Source organism: Rickettsia peacockii str. Rustic (assembly GCF_000021525.1).
GTDB classification, from domain to species: domain Bacteria; phylum Pseudomonadota; class Alphaproteobacteria; order Rickettsiales; family Rickettsiaceae; genus Rickettsia; species Rickettsia rickettsii.
Genome location: NC_012730.1, coordinates 203615 through 221481 on the forward strand (window position 1 = coordinate 203615; position 17867 = coordinate 221481).

Consider the following 17867-nt stretch of genomic DNA (forward strand, 5'->3'; position numbering starts at 1 on the left):
TTATGGCATATATTGAAGGTGATACGGGGAAATGGGAATATGTAATAGGGCTTGAAATCCATGCTCAAATTTCCTCAAAATCTAAGCTTTTTTCAGGAAGTAGTACTATTTTTGCAGCAAATCCAAATTCGCAGGTTTCCTATGTCGATGCAGCAATGCCCGGGATGTTACCGGTATTAAATAAGCATTGTGTACACCAAGCAATTAAAACAGGGCTTGGGCTTAAAGCTAAAATAAATAAATATTCGGTATTTGACCGTAAAAATTATTTTTATGCCGATCTGCCGCAAGGTTACCAAATTTCGCAATTTTACTATCCTATAGTACAAAACGGCACTATGGAAATACCGACTAGTACCGGCGATCTTAAAACTATTCGTATTAACCGTTTGCATTTAGAGCAAGATGCGGGTAAATCTATGCATGATCAATCACCACATTACAGCTTTATCGATTTGAATCGTGCCGGTATTGGACTTATGGAAATTGTGACCGAACCTGATATATCATCACCGGAAGAAGCAGCTGAATTTGTAAAAAAGCTAAGAAATTTGTTACGTTATATTGGCAGCTGTGACGGTGATATGGAAAAAGGCTCGATGCGTTGCGATGCTAATATTTCAGTAAGACGTAGCGGCGAACCACTCGGCACAAGATGCGAAATTAAAAATATTAATTCAATTCGTAACATCATTAAAGCAATAGAATTTGAAGCTAAAAGACAAGTTGACTTGCTTGAAAGCGGTGAAGAAATAATTCAAGAAACACGCCTATTTAATGCCGATAGCGGCGAAACAAGAACTATGCGTTTAAAAGAAGAAGCACTTGATTATAGATATTTTCCTGATCCCGATTTATTACCGCTTGTTATTTCTGATGAGTTAATAAATGAGCTAAAAGCAAATTTACCTGAGCTACCTGATCAAAAGATTGAAAAATATACGAAGGAATTTAGCTTAAGTAAATATGATGCCGAAGTAATAGTAGCCGATGAATCGGTTGCTGAGTATTTTGAGCAAGCAGCAAATGAATGTAACCCTAAAATGCTTACTAATTGGCTAACTAGTGAATTATTTGGCCAATTAAATAAAGCATCGATAGGAATAAATGAATGCAAAATTACCCCTAGTAACTTTGCAAAACTGGTAAAATTAATAGAAAATGATACTATTTCCGGTAAAATTGCAAAAACCGTTTTTGAAATTATGTTTGAAACCGGTAAAGCACCTGATAAAATAGTAGAAGAAAAAGGACTTGTACAAGTTTCGGATAATAACGTGCTAAACACGGTAATTGACGAGGTAATAGCTGAAAATCCTGAATCAGTAGAGGGTTATAGAAGTGGTAAGGATAAATTATTCGGTTTCTTTGTAGGGCAGGTAATGAAAAAAACCGGCGGTAAGGCTAATCCGACGCTTGTGAATCAGCTTTTAAAGGAGAAATTGAGTTCTTGATGCTATTCCTTTGAAGATATTGCCCGAGTGGATAGATTTTCCTGTCATTGCGAGCAGCTATAGACTTTGTTTCATGGCTCGGTTTCATCGTCATTGCGAGCAGCCGTAGGCTACATGGCAATCTCGCCAAATATCCTGAGATTGCTTCGTCAATTACTACGTAATTTTTCTCGCAATGACGATTTGATATCCGTACAACAAGGGCAATGCCTCGTAGGATGACACAGAACATACTCAAACTTAAAACATTATTTTTATGAAATTTCTGAAAATATTTTTACTATCTTGCTTACTAGTTTCTTGTGAAAAAAAAGAAACGGAAAAAACTTTAATAGTCGGTACTGCCGCAGATAATCCTCCTTATGAATTTATCCAAGACGGAGAGATTGTTGGGATTGATATTGATATTATCAAAGCAATAAGCGAACGTCTAAATAAAAAAGTTATCATAAAAAACTTCGACTTTAACGGTTTACTTGCAGCTTTGGTTAGTGAAAATATTGATGTTGCGGTGGCGGAGCTTTCCGTAACACCGGAGCGTGCTGAATATATCAGCTTTTCCGATAATTATGCTACTGCAAGATTTGCCATAATATATAGAACAGGTGATAATATACAAAATAGCAAAGATCTAGAAAATAAAATAGTAGGGGTACAGCTCGGTAGTGTTTTAGAAAAAAAAGCACACGATCTATCACAGACGATAAATATTAAAGTTCATTCTTTAGCAAATCATTTAATGTTGGTTGAAGAATTAAAAGCCAGAGTCATAGATGCTATTATTTCTGAGGAATTTCAATGCAAAAAATTAAAAGAAAATAATTCAAATTTAGAAAGCAGTACTTTAGAAGAATTTTCATCCGATTTTGCTATAGGCATGTCTAAAAACTCAGGACTAATTAATGAAATTAATGAGGCAATCGATTCATTAAAAAAAGACGGAACCATTAACAAAATTATGAAAAAATGGCTGGGACAGTAACAGAAAGTCAATTTAAAGATGCTATGAGCCGATTCCCTCAGGGAGTGACTATTATAACAACAAATTGCAATAACGAACTTTTTGGCTTTACTGCTAGTTCTCTTACTTCCGTATCTTTAAAACCGCCGTTAATATTATTTTGCCTTAATAAAAACTCTTTTAGTATAAACAGTTTTCAAAAAAGTGATAAGTTTGCAATTAGTATTTTAGCAGAGAATCAAATTGATATCTCAAAACATTTTGCTAAATCACAATCTAATAAATTTACAAAAATTGATTATGAGCTTGGTAATAAAACTGATTGCCCTTTAATAAACGGTGCAACTTATCATATAGAGTGTAATAAATATGCTTCTTACGATGCCGGTGATCATGTTATATTTATCGGTGAAGTAATAAATACCGCTATTAAAAATGATTTAAAGCCTCTATTATATTTTCATAAATCGTATACAAAGATTTAATTTTTGTTATTTTTTGCTGCAAATTATAAGATTGAAATATAAGTAACTATTCCAGCAAAAATCTTATTAATTTTCGCTAAAAAATACCTTAAAATAGCCAATCAATTAGAAATATTCACAGAACCTAGTTTAATTTGAAAAATTGGCGTCGTATAATAAGATCTGCGGTTCAAACTATATTAAGTATACACTGCGATCCAAGGACTTTAGACGCCTTGCTCTTGTCCAAATTAAACTTCGTCTACTTACTGTTCATTTATTAGGAGTATACATTGCCAATATGTTAAATATCGGTCTTAGTGGTTCTACCGGTAAAATGGGAGAAACCATTCTAGAGAGAATAGATAAATTTAAAGATTGCAAAATTGCAGCAAAATTTAATAGTACTAATAATTTAGATGATTTAGATAATTTTTGTAAAAATTCTGATGTGATCATCGATTTTTCTACCCCTGAAATATTAGAAAAATTAATTAATTATGCATTAAAACATAATACAAAATTAGTAATCGGAACCACAGGTCTCCAACCTCAACATTTTAAGCTTTTAGAAAAAGCAGCTCAAACTTTACCTGTTTTATATTCTGCAAATATGAGTATAGGAGCTAATTTGCTTAGCTATCTAGCTAAAGAAGTAACAAAAATACTAGATGATTACGATGTTGAAATTCTAGAAACGCATCACCGTAATAAAAAAGATTCACCCTCAGGAACTGCTGTTATGCTTGCTGAAACAATTGCCAGCAAAAAAGGATTAAATATAACATTTAATCGTGGTAATAGACTAAGAAGCGAAAAAGAAATAGGTATTTCCTCGCTTCGTGGTGGAAATGTTCACAGTATACATGAAATATCTTTCCTAGGTGACGATGAAATAATCACCTTAAAACACGAAGCTCTGAATAAAAATTCTTTTTCTATTGGTGCAATTAAAGCCGCTATTTGGCTACAAGATAAACCTTCTGCTTTATATTCAATGCAAGATATTTATAAAATATAATTAATATAGCTTGAAAAATATCTTGAAAAAATACCTTTAAGAGGCTATATTTTATTATGTAAATAACATAATCCTAAGGTTACTTATGATCGATTATACAAAAACTTTAACTGCCACCTCAAAAAATAAAACTTTTGATGAAGGCTTAAGACAATACATGCTTAAAGTATATAATTATATGGCTTTAGCACTGTTACTAACCGGTGTAGCAGCCGTAACGACTATAGCAGTTGAGCCTATTTATAATTTAATGTTTCAAACAGGTTTCGGTACTATTATAATGTTTGCTCCGCTTGGTATTGCTTTATATTTCTTTATGGGCTTCGGACAAATGAACCTGCAAACGGCACAAATATTATTTTGGGTTTATGCCGGTTTAACCGGTATGTCGCTTGCATATTTAGCTCTTATTTATACCGGTGCATCAATAGCTCGTACTTTCTTTATTTGCTCTTCCGTTTTTGGAGCAATGAGTTTATACGGTTATAGTACAAGTAGAGATTTAACATCTATGGGTTCGTTTTTTGCAATGGGTCTTATAGGTCTTATCATTGCTTCATTAGTCAACTTGTTTCTAAAAAGCTCGGCTCTTTCTTTTGCTACCTCTCTTATTGGAATAGTAATATTTATGGGATTAATTGCTTGGGATACTCAAAAGATTAAGTCTATGTATTACATGGCAGGAAACGATGAAGTAGGACAAAAGCTTTCTATTATGGCAGCCTTTACTTTATATTTAGATTTTATAAATCTTTTCCTATATTTAATGAGATTTTTAGGCAATAGAAGAGATTAATTGGTATCATTCTTGCAAAGTCATGATTTTATTTCATTGCTTCGGTTTTTTCATTGTTATATCACGATCAAATCTATAGTACTGAATAGTTTTTAAAAAGACCTGGATGTCATATCCCCGCAAAAGCGGGGGCTTTGTTACACGGCTTCGAAAACTTATTCAATGTCATTCCCACGTGGCATTGTTGCGTGGGTACCGAATCATCATTGCAAACGGTCGCAGCGAACTCGGCAATCCAGAAAAAATAATAAAAAAATTCTGTAAATCAAAATGTTTACTGGATTGCTTCGTCAATTGCTGCGTGGTTTCCTCACAATGATGAGGATTTTGACCCACGCAACAACACTTTTTTACTATTAGTTAATATTAAGCAGGTTATTTTTATGTCTAAAGAGAAAACTCAACAAGAATTATTATTACAAGAGCAACTTTTTAAAGCCCTGAAAACTAACGATACAGAATTGAATGCCAAAATATCTAGAACCTGCAAAAGTATTGCCGAATCTGTTATTGGCCTTTCTAATGACCAATCTCCTACTGCTGAAAGCCTATATATTAGCTATATGGCCCTAGCCGATTTAAACACTAAGGATTTAGCTAAAGTTACAACAATAATAAAAAACTCGTTTCCAGGAGATAAAAACAAGAAATTAAGGGAAATAATCGATGCACCTCTTTTAGAGCACTTAGTTATGATAGAGGCAATTGAACGACAGGTTGGATTAGATGATAGCCGATATAACGCAGATTACAGAAAACTTGAAGAAATAAGAAATCCTAATGACCCTAAAAAAGTAATTGATGCTATGCTACGTGATAAGAGGGTGGCACAGCAAGATGAGTTTGAGGAGAAAGGACAAAAGGCAGCAGGCGTATCGGCCGGTTATGTTGCTAAAGATAACGCCGGTAATACTTTTATTTTAAAACATTTTTATAAAACTCATGCTGCATGCCAAAAAATACAAGGTAATCATGCACAAAGACAGGCTATGGCTGACCGAAGAGACGGAGTACAAGAATTAATAGGCTCTACCATGTATCAATTTTTATTACATGATCGCGCACCAAAAGAAGGGCTGGTAACAGCGGATGAAAAACACCCTGATTCACTTTATGTACGTTCTAAATTTTTTGATAATGCTGTAACACTAACAGAATTTTCCGGTTTATCAGGTGAAACTAGAGTCAGAGCTAATGATCAAAATTTAAAAAAGTTGGAAGGATTTGAAAAAGCCATAGCTGCTTGTCATATGCTGGGGGAAGTAGATTATCATGCTGGTAATTTAATGGTACAGGATGGTAAAACAATAACCAAAATTGATCATGGTCGCTCTTTTTTAGCATTTCATAAGAATTTTAGCAGTATGATTCAATCAACAGCTGAAATGTTTACACATCCTGGTGTTGGCTACAGTGCTGCTATTAAAGCAGGTAATTTCTCATTTAGTATCGATAAATATAGCGAATCATTAAATCAAATGATAAGTCAATTTGATGAGAAACAGATGGAAGCAATAGTTGATCAAAAAATTGATGAATTAAAAAAAGCTGGGTTTGATCCAAAAAATATTATGTTATCCACTAATATTCAAAATTTTGATGATTTGAGAAAACACTATAAAAGCAGTATAAAAGAAAATCTTGTTAATATGCAAGAAGTGACCAAAGGAGCTGAGATAGTAACAAAATTCAGTAATGTTTCACCTGAATTTAAAAATGGTGGTTGGTTAGAGGCTTTCGCTAATTCACCTGTAAAAGACCCGGTACTCTATGCAATAGATAATAACATTACAATTGAAGGTAAAGATGCTAAAGAGTGGGCGTATGAAAATAATTACCAAATTAAAATTGCTATAGGCTTGAAAAAAGAAATAATCAAGGAACAACAATGGAGCAAAGATTTGGACGAAAAATGGAAAGAAAAAGAAGTTGAGGTTAAGACAGATAAAGTAGAAGTACAATTTTCTGATCCTGCAAAATCAATGCGTATACAAGACAAATCTACAGGCGAAAAATTGGCATCACTAATTGTTGATTTTACAAAGCAGGCAACAACTAAAAACGTAACCGATAAAGCAGTAGCAAAATTCTACGACAATATAATGAAAGTGCTAAAAAAAGCAAATTATCTTACCGAGCAAGATATTAAGGGTATAAAAAAAAATTTAAAATATCAGGATAACATCGAAAACACGACTAACTTATTAAATGCTAAATCTTTCAAGTTAAATTATAAAGATACTATATATTACAAGGTAGGAATTTTTTGTGAAAAGAGAGGTTTACCTAGTATCTCAAATTATTTTATGAAACAAATTTCTCCTGAGAATTTAAATAAAATTCATAATACAGAAAAACTTATAGCAGAAAGTATAAAAATTGGTAATGTACTACAACAGAAGAAGCAAGAAAGACTCCAAACAAAAAGAGTAGAAACGGTAAAAGAAATCGCATTCTCTCAATTACAAGCTAGGAAGGAAAGACATCAACAAAGATAAGCATTGTTGAGTGTATGCCTTAAACGTCATTGCGAGCAAGTCACAGAGTCGTTGCATAGTCCTAATGTCATTTCTAGCTAAAAAGCGGAAAACTGTAATAGTTGAGATTATATCTTACATTTAGTAAAATAAATTAATTATTAAATGGAGATGAAAAATGAACTTAAATCAAAAAATAATAAAGCCAAAAATAGGGTTACTAGAACTAGCTAAGAGTCTTGGTAGCATATCATCAGCATGTAAAGCGATGGGCTATAGTAGAGATAGTTATTACAGATTTAAAGCACTGTATGAAACTGGTGGCGAAGAGGCATTATATGAAATTAGTCGAAGAAAGCCAATAATAGCGAATAGAGTTGATCCAGCGATAGAGAAAGCAGTAATGGATATGGCAATAGAATATCCAGCATATGGTCAGCTAAGAGTATCAAATGAGCTTAAGAAGAGCGGTATACTTGTATCGCCTGGAGGAGTGCGATCAATTTGGTTACGTAATGATTTAAACAATATCAGTAAAAGGCTTAAAGCATTAGAAGCAAAGATGGCTCAGGATGGTATTGTTCTTACTGAATCTCAATTACAAGTGCTAGAGGAGCGTCGTAATGAAAGAGAAGCTCATGGAGAAACTGAGACGCAGCATCCAGGTTATCTAGGATGTCAGGATACGTATTATGTAGGTAATTTCAAAGGTATAGGTAAGGTTTATTCTCAGGTATTTATTGATAGCTATACTAGGGTAGCTGATGCTAAACTATATACTGATAAAACAGCTTTAACTGCTGCTGATATGCTTAATGACCGCGTGTTACCATGGTACGAGACCCAAGGGATACCAATACTTCGTATTCTTACAGATCGTGGGTCAGAATATAAGGGGAATATAGAGCATCATGCTTTTGAGTTGTTTCTAAGTATCGAAGGTATAGAGCATACTACAACTAAGGCATATTCTCCCCAAACAAATGGTATGTGTGAGCGTTTTAATAAAACCATGAAACAAGAATTCTTTGATACAGCTATGCGGAAAAAGATTTATACAGATCTTGATGATTTACAATTAGATCTTGATATTTGGTTAGAGCATTTCAATAATGAGCGACCACATTCAGGAAAATATTGTTATGGAAAAACTCCTATGCAAACTTTTAAGGATAGTAAAAAATTAGCTGTTGAAAAGAATAATGAAATCTTGTATCTTGAATACGTCTCTGACAGTCAAAATGTAACTGACAATCAGGTGCAAAATTTATAGTGTCTGTAAGATCAAATCTTGACTTCTACATGTTTCTTAAGATTATTTAATACATATAATTTAATGAGATATGAACCGGTAAGAAATAAATCTTGAGGTTTCATCCCGTTTTCGATACAAGCATTTATAGTATCGTCAATTCTTCTTCATGCTTCATAATTTTTACCTTGGATATTAAATAATTTAGCTTTTGCATAATATATAGTTGCTATGTCAGTTTGATCTACTAGATTTTGATTGAACATATCTTCCATCATTTGGATATTTTTTTCTGCTTCTTCTAGATTTCCTAGCTGAATATTGGATATAGCCGAACCGAAAACTACATTACATTTTATGGAATCATATACGTTCACTTCATCAAATACCTGCTTAGCTTTCGTATCTATTCAATTGCTTTTTTAGGATCTGACCAAGTTCTATAATACCACCCTATGCGTCCTAAATATGCAGCATAAGCAAATTTTTCTTCATTATTCATTATCCATAATTTAAATTTACCTTTTTGATCGTTTTTATCAAACCAATTTACTAATTTTTTTGAGTTATATAAATCGGAAGAATTAGCATATTGTATTAATAAATTTATAACTCTAAAATTTTATATATTGATATATCGTATTTTTCTGCATTTTTTGTAATTAATCCGGTATAGTTTTAGCATTTCTAAAAATACGCCCCTTTACTAAACTTTTAGGTATAGAATTTAAAAGATTAATAACACTACGTTTAAGATATTCTTTATTTCCTTTATCTCTATTTATTTGTAATATTTTTTCCATCATGCATTTCAAATATCGGATTAACTTCATTAGGTTCAATATTAGAGATCAAAGCAAATTTAGAAAACTGATAAATATCATCATCTAGACTATGCTTATCTTCAGTAATAGAATTTAATAATTCTTTTGAAACACTTTGATTATTAAGCAATGCTATCCCATCTAGTAATCTCTTGGCACTAGGCTTTAATTCATTGCTAACAAGTTTTATATTTAGCTCAATTTTATCCTTAGAGGCTTTTATCTTTTTCTTGTATTTCTCTAAGTTTAAACCTTGTATTTGATTTAATATTTGTGCTCCTTGAACTATGAGAATCGGATAACCTCCAAATGCTTGAGTCAAACAATTTATTAATTCCAGATTTTTATTTTCCAATATATTTTTTGCAAGTAATGCAGCTTCCGGCTTAGTGAAAGCGTTTGCTTTGACTATGTTAGATAATAATTCATCGTCTTGGGTACAAAATATAATATTACCTTTATACTCCCAATTAATAAAATCCTCTATTTTCTTATTCTCGCCTATTTTTAAATTATCAAACACCAATAACCATTTATCTTTACTTACGAGATAAACCATTAAATCTTTCTTCATCACTGCCATATCTTCTGAAATCACCGGTGATTTTACCTCGGTATTAATAGTTTTAGATAATTTGAGTAATTGCGGCTCTATATTTAGATTACAATCAATCAACCAAATTATGTTATAGTTATCTTTATTTTCATAAGCGTACATTCTAGCAATCTGCGTTTTACCCATACCGCTTACCCCTACTACACTAGATTGCTTATATTTATTAAGATTTTCCTTTAGTTTTTCCAATTGGGATACATGATTTATAAAATAGCTAACCGGTACAACTAAATTGGCTATTTGACTTTGAGCAAATATACTTCCGCTTATTAGAAGCATAATAATCACTAATATATATTTTTTTCATAATATTTATTAATTTTAAATTCTTAGCTGTAAAAATTTATATCTTTTCGACTAGAAGTCAATAAAATTTGAGGTTAGTGAAGGTATTGCACGGGGTGGAAAAGTAGGTGATGTCATTCTCGAATAGGCGGAGGGTTGTTGTATGGCTCGTTTATGTCCTTCCCGCGAAAGCGGGACTCCAGTAATTTAAAGATTATACACAATAAGTTTGTAAAATTAAAAGCGCGATTTATCTCGCTTTTTTCTGGATCCCTGCCTACGCGGGGATGTAATAGGTTTTGAGCCATGCAACAAGGCATGTAGGCGGGAAGAAAGAACAAACAAAGCCCCCTTTGTTCAAAGAGGGCTTGTTTCTTGAGGAACTTATAAACTTGCTAATCGGGAGCGATTAGAAGTTTACACGGACTTTTAGAGTACCTTGATGTGCAGTATATTTACTTGAAATCTGAGCATCGTAACCGATTCCGTACTCCATCTTAGCATCAGATCTTATGCTTGCACTTAAACCTAAATTATAAGATGTTTTAGCGGTTCTGTCAGGCTGGCTGATACACGGAGTAACTTGTCCGTCTAATACAGACTGCGTTTTAGATAATCTACCGGTTACTTTGTGAACCACAAAAGCGTGAACTTCCGGATATACCGCAAGATCAGTTATGTTCATAGTACTGCCGGCTACTTTAGCACCTACTATTAAATCGGTTCTATCGCTAAATTTGCTGTTAACTTGCTTGTTTGCAACTGTTGTACCGGTTTCTTTGTAGTTTTCGTCAGAAGACTTTAAGTATCTAAGTCCTGCCATTGGAGTTACTAACACACCTTGCATTGCATTGTAATCATAACCGACTGTTAAGTTACCACCGAATGTCATGTTATCGTAATGACCGGCAGCAATTTGCTTGCTCATATTACCGTTAGCATAGAAGAAGTAACGCTGACTTTTGTTCTTCACTTGGTTTAAGCTAAATATTGCACTACCTTGAGCAAAGAAGTTCTTAACAAGCTGCTGGGCACCATATAGAGAGAATGAGAAACCGTTAACGTCGGTTTTATCACCTTTCTTATAATCTTGGTGTTTTATATCAGTTTTAGTGATACCGATAGCAGCACCGATCATTAAGTTATCGTTAGCTAGCGTATCTAAACCGATTACGACACCGGTGGTTTTAGCTTTATAACCAGCTAAACCACCTTTCTTACTTTGATGTGCATCAGTATAGAAAGGTTTTGCCCATATACCGTAAGCTACATTATCAACAGCCTCGTCACCTGCAGCAACCGCAGCCGGTATTGCTCCAGCTTCAGGTCCAGCCATTTCAGCAGTTTCAGGAGTACCTAAATATCTAAGAGCACCTAATCTGTTACCAAGTTGAGCTTGGATATCTTTAGCTACATCTAATTGTGCATTAGTTATGGCCGCACTTGTATCGGTAACGATAGCTCCAACAAAGTTAGCAGAATTAGCACTATTTTTAGCTAAAAGAAGATTATTATATGCTGCAGTATTAGTTGCATTTACAAATGTTGTAACGTTCTGACCTACACCCGGTGCACCTCCAAACGGACTATTTGCAATATCATTAGTAACTACGTTTTCTGCATTGTTAGTACGTGTTATTACATAATCTTGGTTAGCAGCACGTATTAAACCGTAATTTACGAAACGATTACTTCCGGTTACAGCAAAGTTGGGACCTCCTAAAGTACCGTTAAATCTAGCACCACCTTGGATTAAAGTATAAGTTTGTGTACCACTGAAATTTGCATTGGCATTATCTTGTACTTTAATGGTTGTAGTTCCTGTGGTTGTTGCATTAACTTGCGCACCTTCCAAGATAACGATGTGACCTATATTACCGTTTGCTAATGTTAAAGTAGTTTCAATAGAAGTATTGTTTCCCCATGTTGAAGTACCACTTGCAAATGTTAAAGTATTTGTAACAAGATTGATTTTACCGTTAATAGCAGTAGTACCGCCGCCTAAAATTATATTAGTATTTAAAATACCTAAGTTATAAGTACCAAAGTCTATGACTTGTGAATAAATATTTCCTTGTAATCCTGCACCACCATCACTCCCTGTAAATCTAACAGAAGCTACAGGAGTATCTGAATCACCTATATTACCGACGAATGCATTACCTAAATAAGTTACAGTACCATTATTAGTTTTAGTAGTACCAATCATACTTGTAGAATTAGACAATATACCGTCAGCAAATCTTACATTACCGTTACCGTTAACACTTCCAAGAGTAATTTTACCGTCAAAACCTGTTCCGGCTATACCGCCTGTAGTAACAGTTACACCGTCATTAATTGTTGCGTTAGTTGCAATAATATTACCTAAGTTGTTATAGTCTGTAGTAAACGTTACTTGCTTGAACTTTGAAGCGCCAATACCTGTGCCTAAGCCATAAACTGTACCAGGGGTATTAGGAACACCACCGCTAAGTGTGACAGTACCTTGATTATTGTTTATAGTACCGATACGTGCATATAATGTAGTAGCATTAACGATTATGCCGTTATCGCTTCCAAGACCTAGACCTACGATATTATTTTGATCACTGATTACTTGACCGTCAGTGATGACACTATCAACACCTAAAACAATCACGCTAGGAACATCAAAACCTGTAGCTGTTTTATTACCTACGGTACTTTTAATTGTTAAAGGAATTGTGTTGCCTGCATCATTGAATGGAATGCCTCTAGGTAAGAATACAACTGCACCTAAACTTGAATTTTCAAAAGCAATCGTATCAGTCACGGCACCATGATAATTACCTGCATTACCTATCTCATTAATCACTACGTTACCGGGACCAGAAACCGTTATTTGTTTTAAAGCATTAACAGGTGCAGCTTGTTTGTTTAATGTTACGGTAATAGGACCGGTGTTAAAGAATTCTACTATACCGGTACCATCGGCAGATGCAACAAAGTCTGCAGTATAGTTACCACCGATTTGTAAGGTAGAATTAGCTGCAATTGTAGTGTTACCGTTAAATGTTGCATTACCTAAGAACTTAACAGTAGTACCGTTATCTAATGCTACAGTATTAAACTTATTACCTTGCTGTCCACCGACTGTACCGCTTACTATATTTGTTCCACCGGCATTAAAGACGAAAGAACCTACGTTAGCATCGGTAGTAGTAATATTAGTAGCATATAAATTTACACCTTCACCAACATTTAATACAGTATCAACATTAACCCCTTTAGATCCAAAATTAATTTCTGCAAGTGGATTTGTAGCACTACCTAAATTTGTACCGGCTGCAAGAGTTGTATTATTATTTACAACAGGATTAAATATTATTTTACCTTGACCGGCAGCATTTGTAGTTCTTGTTATTAAATAAGTATTATGAGCGAATTGTACTGCACCGTCATTTCCAATAAATAACTCGTTAATAGCAACATTACCGTCACTTAAAGCTGTTTTACTTGAGCCAATATTAAATTGTCCAAGAGTTTTATTATTATTAGCTCCAATAGTACCGATTTTACCGTTAATAGTTAAAGTTTGAGCATTTGTTAGGCTACTCGCATCAACAACGCCTGTTTGATCAGTAGCTATAGCTAAATCAACATCAACTACAATATTATTTTGAGTGCTTGTTAATTTAATAGTACCACCGTTAGCTTGGAAATCAATCGTTCCACCATTAGCACCGATAATATTTGCTCCACCAAGTGTTAATGTTTTTGTAGCATCGTTAGCTAAAGTAATGCCTTGTAACGCAGCAGCACCGCCAGCGTTCCCTATATCGCCGGTAATTGTAGCACTACCGTCTAAGGTAATAGTACCGGCTGCAAGAACACCGCCGACAAGAGCAGTTTGGTTAACTTTACCGTTTATAACTGTACCGTCAGCAAGTTTAAAGATAGAACCGGCATTTCCTAAACGTAACTCGGCAGCATGTGTTCCTGATAATTGGACAACTCCGGCACCTGATGCTTCAATTGCTGTAATATTATTTGTCACCGCAACATTTGCATCTGCACTAGCACTTTCTAAAGTACCGTTAGCATCAAAAGTTATCACACCTGCAGTGTTACCGGGATTGCTAGCATCACCTGTAAAATTACCGGTAAGGGTCATAGCATTAGGAACTTTAATCTGTGCTGCAAGATTACCAAAATCAGTATTACCAAAGTTTGAGTTTTGGGTTATTGTAACTTTAGAAGCTGCTGTTTTAAAGGCAGTAGTACCGTCTGTACCAACGTCAACTATGTGTCTAAAATTTACTTGTCCAGCTGCATTAGCACTTTGTATAACCATGTCTTTAGCATAAACTTGTCCATCGATTGTTGCTACCTTACCATTATCTACGCTAACAATAAATCCTGCAGCTCTACCTGCGCCATTATTAGTACCTATTACTGCATTAGCAGGGCCTGCATTAGCTATAAGTTGACCGTCTACTGCAACAGTGTTAAATTCGATAATACCTTTTAGATTACCGCCTAAACTTCCTGTAACGTTAAAGTTGGTAGCAGCAGCATTCTTACTTAATAATACTAATCTACCCGTACCGTCTGTTCCATTAAAATTAATAGTAGTACCACCTGCTTGTAAATTTAAAGCATTAGCATTATTAGCATCAGTATTGAACATGATACCTTGACCGTCACCGATATTAATTGCCTTAACAGTAGCAAAACTTTTATTTGAAACTTGAATAAATCCATTAGTAACATTTAATGTACCGTTATTACCATGAACTATTACAGCATTATCTCCAAGTATAAGAGGAGCTTTTTGAGTTGTAGGATTTGCTAAATTAAATACTAATGTAGAAGCCGCAGCACCGAAGTCTATTCTTCCTACACCTTTAAGATCATTATTGTCAATAGCAGCACCATTATTAAATTGTACAACAACATTTTGAGCATTTTTTGTAGCAGCAGCTTGTGCATTAGTAATACCTTGACCTGTTATAGTAAGAGTTTTACCGGCATTAAGCGTAAGGTTAAAGGAGTGAGCGTTATTAACAGCACTAGTGATGAACCCTAAGGTAGTATCTTCACTCACTGTCACTGCTAAATGGTTTGCAGTATTTAAAAACAAACCGTTAAAACTACCGGCTGGAGTATTTAAATTAATACCATTATTAGCATTAGCAGTAATAACTGCATTTAGAGCAACTCCAACATTTGCAAGAACGGCAGTTTGGTCAAATCCCGCACCATCAACAGTTGTAGCAGCTCCGTTTGTTGTTCTATTCTGCTGTATAGCAGCACCCATAGCTGAACCTGCAAAACTGGCTACTATGGTAGCTGTAGAAGCAGTTACCAACCCTGCGGAAATTAATTTTTTTAGAAAATTTGGTTTTTGAGCCATAATTTTTGTCCTATATTTAAGTTAAAATTTAGTACCTAGTATTAAAACAAACTTATCAAACGTGAGTCAAGATATCCCACATTTGATTAAGGAAATCACCTAATATTTTGTTTCAATAGTTTCTAAACTACGAGCTGAGCATACTATATATTGTATATAATTACAAGCATCGCTATAGTTTTTTTATAAAGTTTTAATAAATGTTATATTTTTACCACATTGGCGTTATGCCTTATCAGTGTCATCCCGTGGCTTGACCGCGGGATCCAAAAAAAATAACTTAATAAGTATACATTTTTGATTTTTTTAGATGGATACCGCTACAAGCTCGCAGTATGACACCAAGCACTGGATCCCATGATCAAGTCACGGGATGACGAACTAATTATCCCCCTAATCTTTGTTAAATATTAGCACTTCAGCAGTATTTGCCCATTTTAGCATTTCGTCGTATTTAGTATGCCAAATACGCATAATTTCTTTTTCATATTCTACAATTTGCTCTTCGAATCCTTCAAATTGTTTCACCATTTGACGTGCTTTAGAAAGTATCGTGTCATTAGTAACGTCAAAAACTTTTTGCAAATGACGGTCTTGTTCTTCTTTATAATTTAAATGAGCTGCTCTACCAAGTTCGGCATCTTTATGCATATTTTCACTTCTTATCTGTATTTCAAAATTACGTTTAGAGTGTAAAAGCTGCATTATATTATGAAGAGACTGATAGCCGTTACTTTTTGGTCTATTGATATAATCTTTGGTGTATAACCAATCTAAATGCGGAGAACTCTTAACTACGTCCAAAGCATTATAGCATAGAGCTTTAGATTTAACTATAATCCTACATGCAATTAAGTCTTTCAATGCATCAATCGGCACTTCTTTCCTTTTCATCTTTTTTAAAACAGAATAAGATTCTTTAAGACGCATATATATCTCATTTTCTATATCTGCTTTATTTAAATCTTCTTTAAGCAGATTAATAATATCACAAATCAAATCCCCTCCTGCTACCTAAAATTCTCTATATCTCTATTCTTAGTAAAGATTACCTATAGCTTTTAGAACTTAAATCCACAAGACTGTTCATAACACTATTCAAGTAATTTATAAAATTAATTCTTTAACTAAAAATTAAAAAACAGATTAATAGTAAAAATAAATTTTTTCAATATAATTGTTTAATTAATTTTAACTTAGATTAATTGGATAAGTTCCTTAATAGCCATTTTACGGCTAAATACCTGCCGTTGTGCAGTTCCGTTGTCATCCCGTGGCTTTATGACTACGGGATCTTACATCACAGACTGTGTTCTAAGATACCGCGGTCGAGCCGCGTTATGACATTAAATGAATAATAGCATTACGCAATAAACAAGTCAGAAAATTTATCTATAGAACTTTCCGAAACACTACATAGAACTTCAGACATTTTGTTAAATTCTCCGGTACATTCAAGTACTATATCTACGCCTGCATCTAAAACTTCTTTGGTCATATCTGCCATACTACCGCTTAAAGCTTTCATATCTATTGCATCGGAAATAATAAGCCCTTTAAAGCCGATATTATTTTTAATATAGTCTATCACTTTTTTTGATAGGGTGGCAGGATTCTCAGGATCAAGAGCTTTATAAATTATATGTGCTGTCATAGCAAGTTTAATATTATCGTGCTTCGCGAGCTCCTTAAATACTTTAAAGTCTGTTTTTGCTAACTCTTCTATATCAACATCGACAATCGGTAATTTTTTATGGCTATCCACCTTAGCTCTACCATGGCCCGGAATATGTTTTATACAAGTCCCGACTTTCTCTTCTTGTAATCCGTCTATAGCAGCTAAACATAAAGGCACGACTACTTCCGGCTCCCCGCCGAAACTTCTATCGCCGACTATCTTGTCTGCTCCTTCGTGGAGCAAATCCGCTACCGGTGCAAAATCTAGATTAATGCCTACTTCTCTCAGCTCTTTCGCAATATCACTATAATTTTGTTTACATGCTTGGGGATCAGTAAAAGTTTGAGCAGCCGGAGCGTCATAAAAAGTCGGTGCTATAAGCCTTTGTACCCTACCGCCTTCTTGATCTATAGAGATGATAGTATTTTCCCCTAATACTTCTTTTATATCTGCAATAAGCTTAATAAGGGCTTCTTTAGCCTGCGCACCGTTATCATTCTTTCTAATATTACGACGGAATAAAACTACACCTAAAGGATTATGCTCCTCAAATAATTCTCTTTCGGCATCGGTTAATTCAGGACCAGATATACCTATAATTACTGGCTTTACCATTTGTCTTATTGTCATAATATGTTCTTTTCTTTAAAACGTGATATGAC

13 protein-coding genes are annotated in these 17867 nt (G+C 34.2%); 7 read left to right on the top strand and 6 right to left on the bottom strand.

The genetic code is table 11. The annotated features are described in order from the left end of the window. Window positions 1-2 precede the first annotated feature (2 nt). The 7 genes from gatB (at window position 3) to RPR_RS01310 (ending at window position 8446) form a co-directional block, all read left to right on the top strand. Window positions 3-1454, top strand: a complete 1452-nt coding sequence (gene gatB / locus RPR_RS01280) for an Asp-tRNA(Asn)/Glu-tRNA(Gln) amidotransferase subunit GatB (protein ID WP_012736456.1) — start codon at window positions 3-5, stop codon at window positions 1452-1454. A gap of 256 nt (window positions 1455-1710) precedes the next feature. Continuing rightward, window positions 1711-2436, top strand: coding sequence for an ABC transporter substrate-binding protein (locus RPR_RS01285; protein ID WP_012736457.1), 726 nt, complete (start codon window positions 1711-1713; stop codon window positions 2434-2436). Further along, window positions 2421-2900 (top strand): flavin reductase family protein, encoded by a 480-nt coding sequence (locus tag RPR_RS01290; protein ID WP_010976860.1) that lies wholly within the window; start codon window positions 2421-2423, stop codon window positions 2898-2900. The genes RPR_RS01285 and RPR_RS01290 overlap by 16 nt, the downstream gene beginning before the upstream one ends. A gap of 280 nt (window positions 2901-3180) precedes the next feature. After that, entirely contained in the window at window positions 3181-3900 is a 720-nt protein-coding gene (dapB, locus tag RPR_RS01295; protein WP_012736458.1) for a 4-hydroxy-tetrahydrodipicolinate reductase, read from the top strand. A gap of 85 nt (window positions 3901-3985) precedes the next feature. After that, the gene (locus tag RPR_RS01300; RefSeq protein ID WP_012736459.1) at window positions 3986-4696 is read left to right on the top strand and encodes a Bax inhibitor-1/YccA family protein; all 711 of its coding nucleotides are present in this window, start codon (window positions 3986-3988) and stop codon (window positions 4694-4696) included. 383 nt (window positions 4697-5079) lie between these two features. Further along, window positions 5080-7194: a hypothetical protein gene (locus RPR_RS01305; RefSeq protein ID WP_012736460.1), complete on the top strand. Its 2115-nt coding sequence runs from the start codon at window positions 5080-5082 to the stop codon at window positions 7192-7194. Between the two features lie 157 nt (window positions 7195-7351). Continuing rightward, the gene (locus tag RPR_RS01310) at window positions 7352-8446 is read left to right on the top strand and encodes an IS481-like element ISRpe1 family transposase (RefSeq protein ID WP_012736375.1); all 1095 of its coding nucleotides are present in this window, start codon (window positions 7352-7354) and stop codon (window positions 8444-8446) included. Between the two features lie 146 nt (window positions 8447-8592). Here RPR_RS01310 and RPR_RS08855 read toward each other — a convergent pair whose 3' ends face one another. The 6 genes from RPR_RS08855 to nagZ form a co-directional block, all read right to left on the bottom strand. After that, a complete protein-coding gene (locus RPR_RS08855; RefSeq protein ID WP_146603319.1) occupies window positions 8593-8802 on the bottom strand; it encodes a hypothetical protein in 210 nt (69 codons plus the stop codon). Window positions 8803-9087: 285 nt separating this feature from the next. Continuing rightward, window positions 9088-9231 carry a hypothetical protein gene (locus RPR_RS08470; RefSeq protein WP_187145821.1) on the bottom strand — a complete coding sequence of 48 codons (144 nt, stop codon included), beginning with the start codon at window positions 9229-9231 and terminating at the stop codon, window positions 9088-9090. Continuing rightward, window positions 9203-10144 (bottom strand): hypothetical protein, encoded by a 942-nt coding sequence (locus RPR_RS01320; RefSeq protein WP_085065603.1) that lies wholly within the window; start codon window positions 10142-10144, stop codon window positions 9203-9205. Before RPR_RS01320 ends, RPR_RS08470 begins: the two co-directional genes overlap by 29 nt. 415 nt (window positions 10145-10559) lie before the next feature. Further along, window positions 10560-15527: an outer membrane protein OmpB gene (ompB, locus tag RPR_RS01325; protein ID WP_012736461.1), complete on the bottom strand. Its 4968-nt coding sequence runs from the start codon at window positions 15525-15527 to the stop codon at window positions 10560-10562. Between the two features lie 393 nt (window positions 15528-15920). Beyond that, entirely contained in the window at window positions 15921-16526 is a 606-nt protein-coding gene (locus RPR_RS01330; RefSeq protein WP_012736462.1) for a guanosine polyphosphate pyrophosphohydrolase, read from the bottom strand. Between the two features lie 364 nt (window positions 16527-16890). Then, window positions 16891-17835, bottom strand: coding sequence for a beta-N-acetylhexosaminidase (gene nagZ / locus RPR_RS01335; RefSeq protein WP_012736463.1), 945 nt, complete (start codon window positions 17833-17835; stop codon window positions 16891-16893). Window positions 17836-17867: the final 32 nt, after the last annotated feature.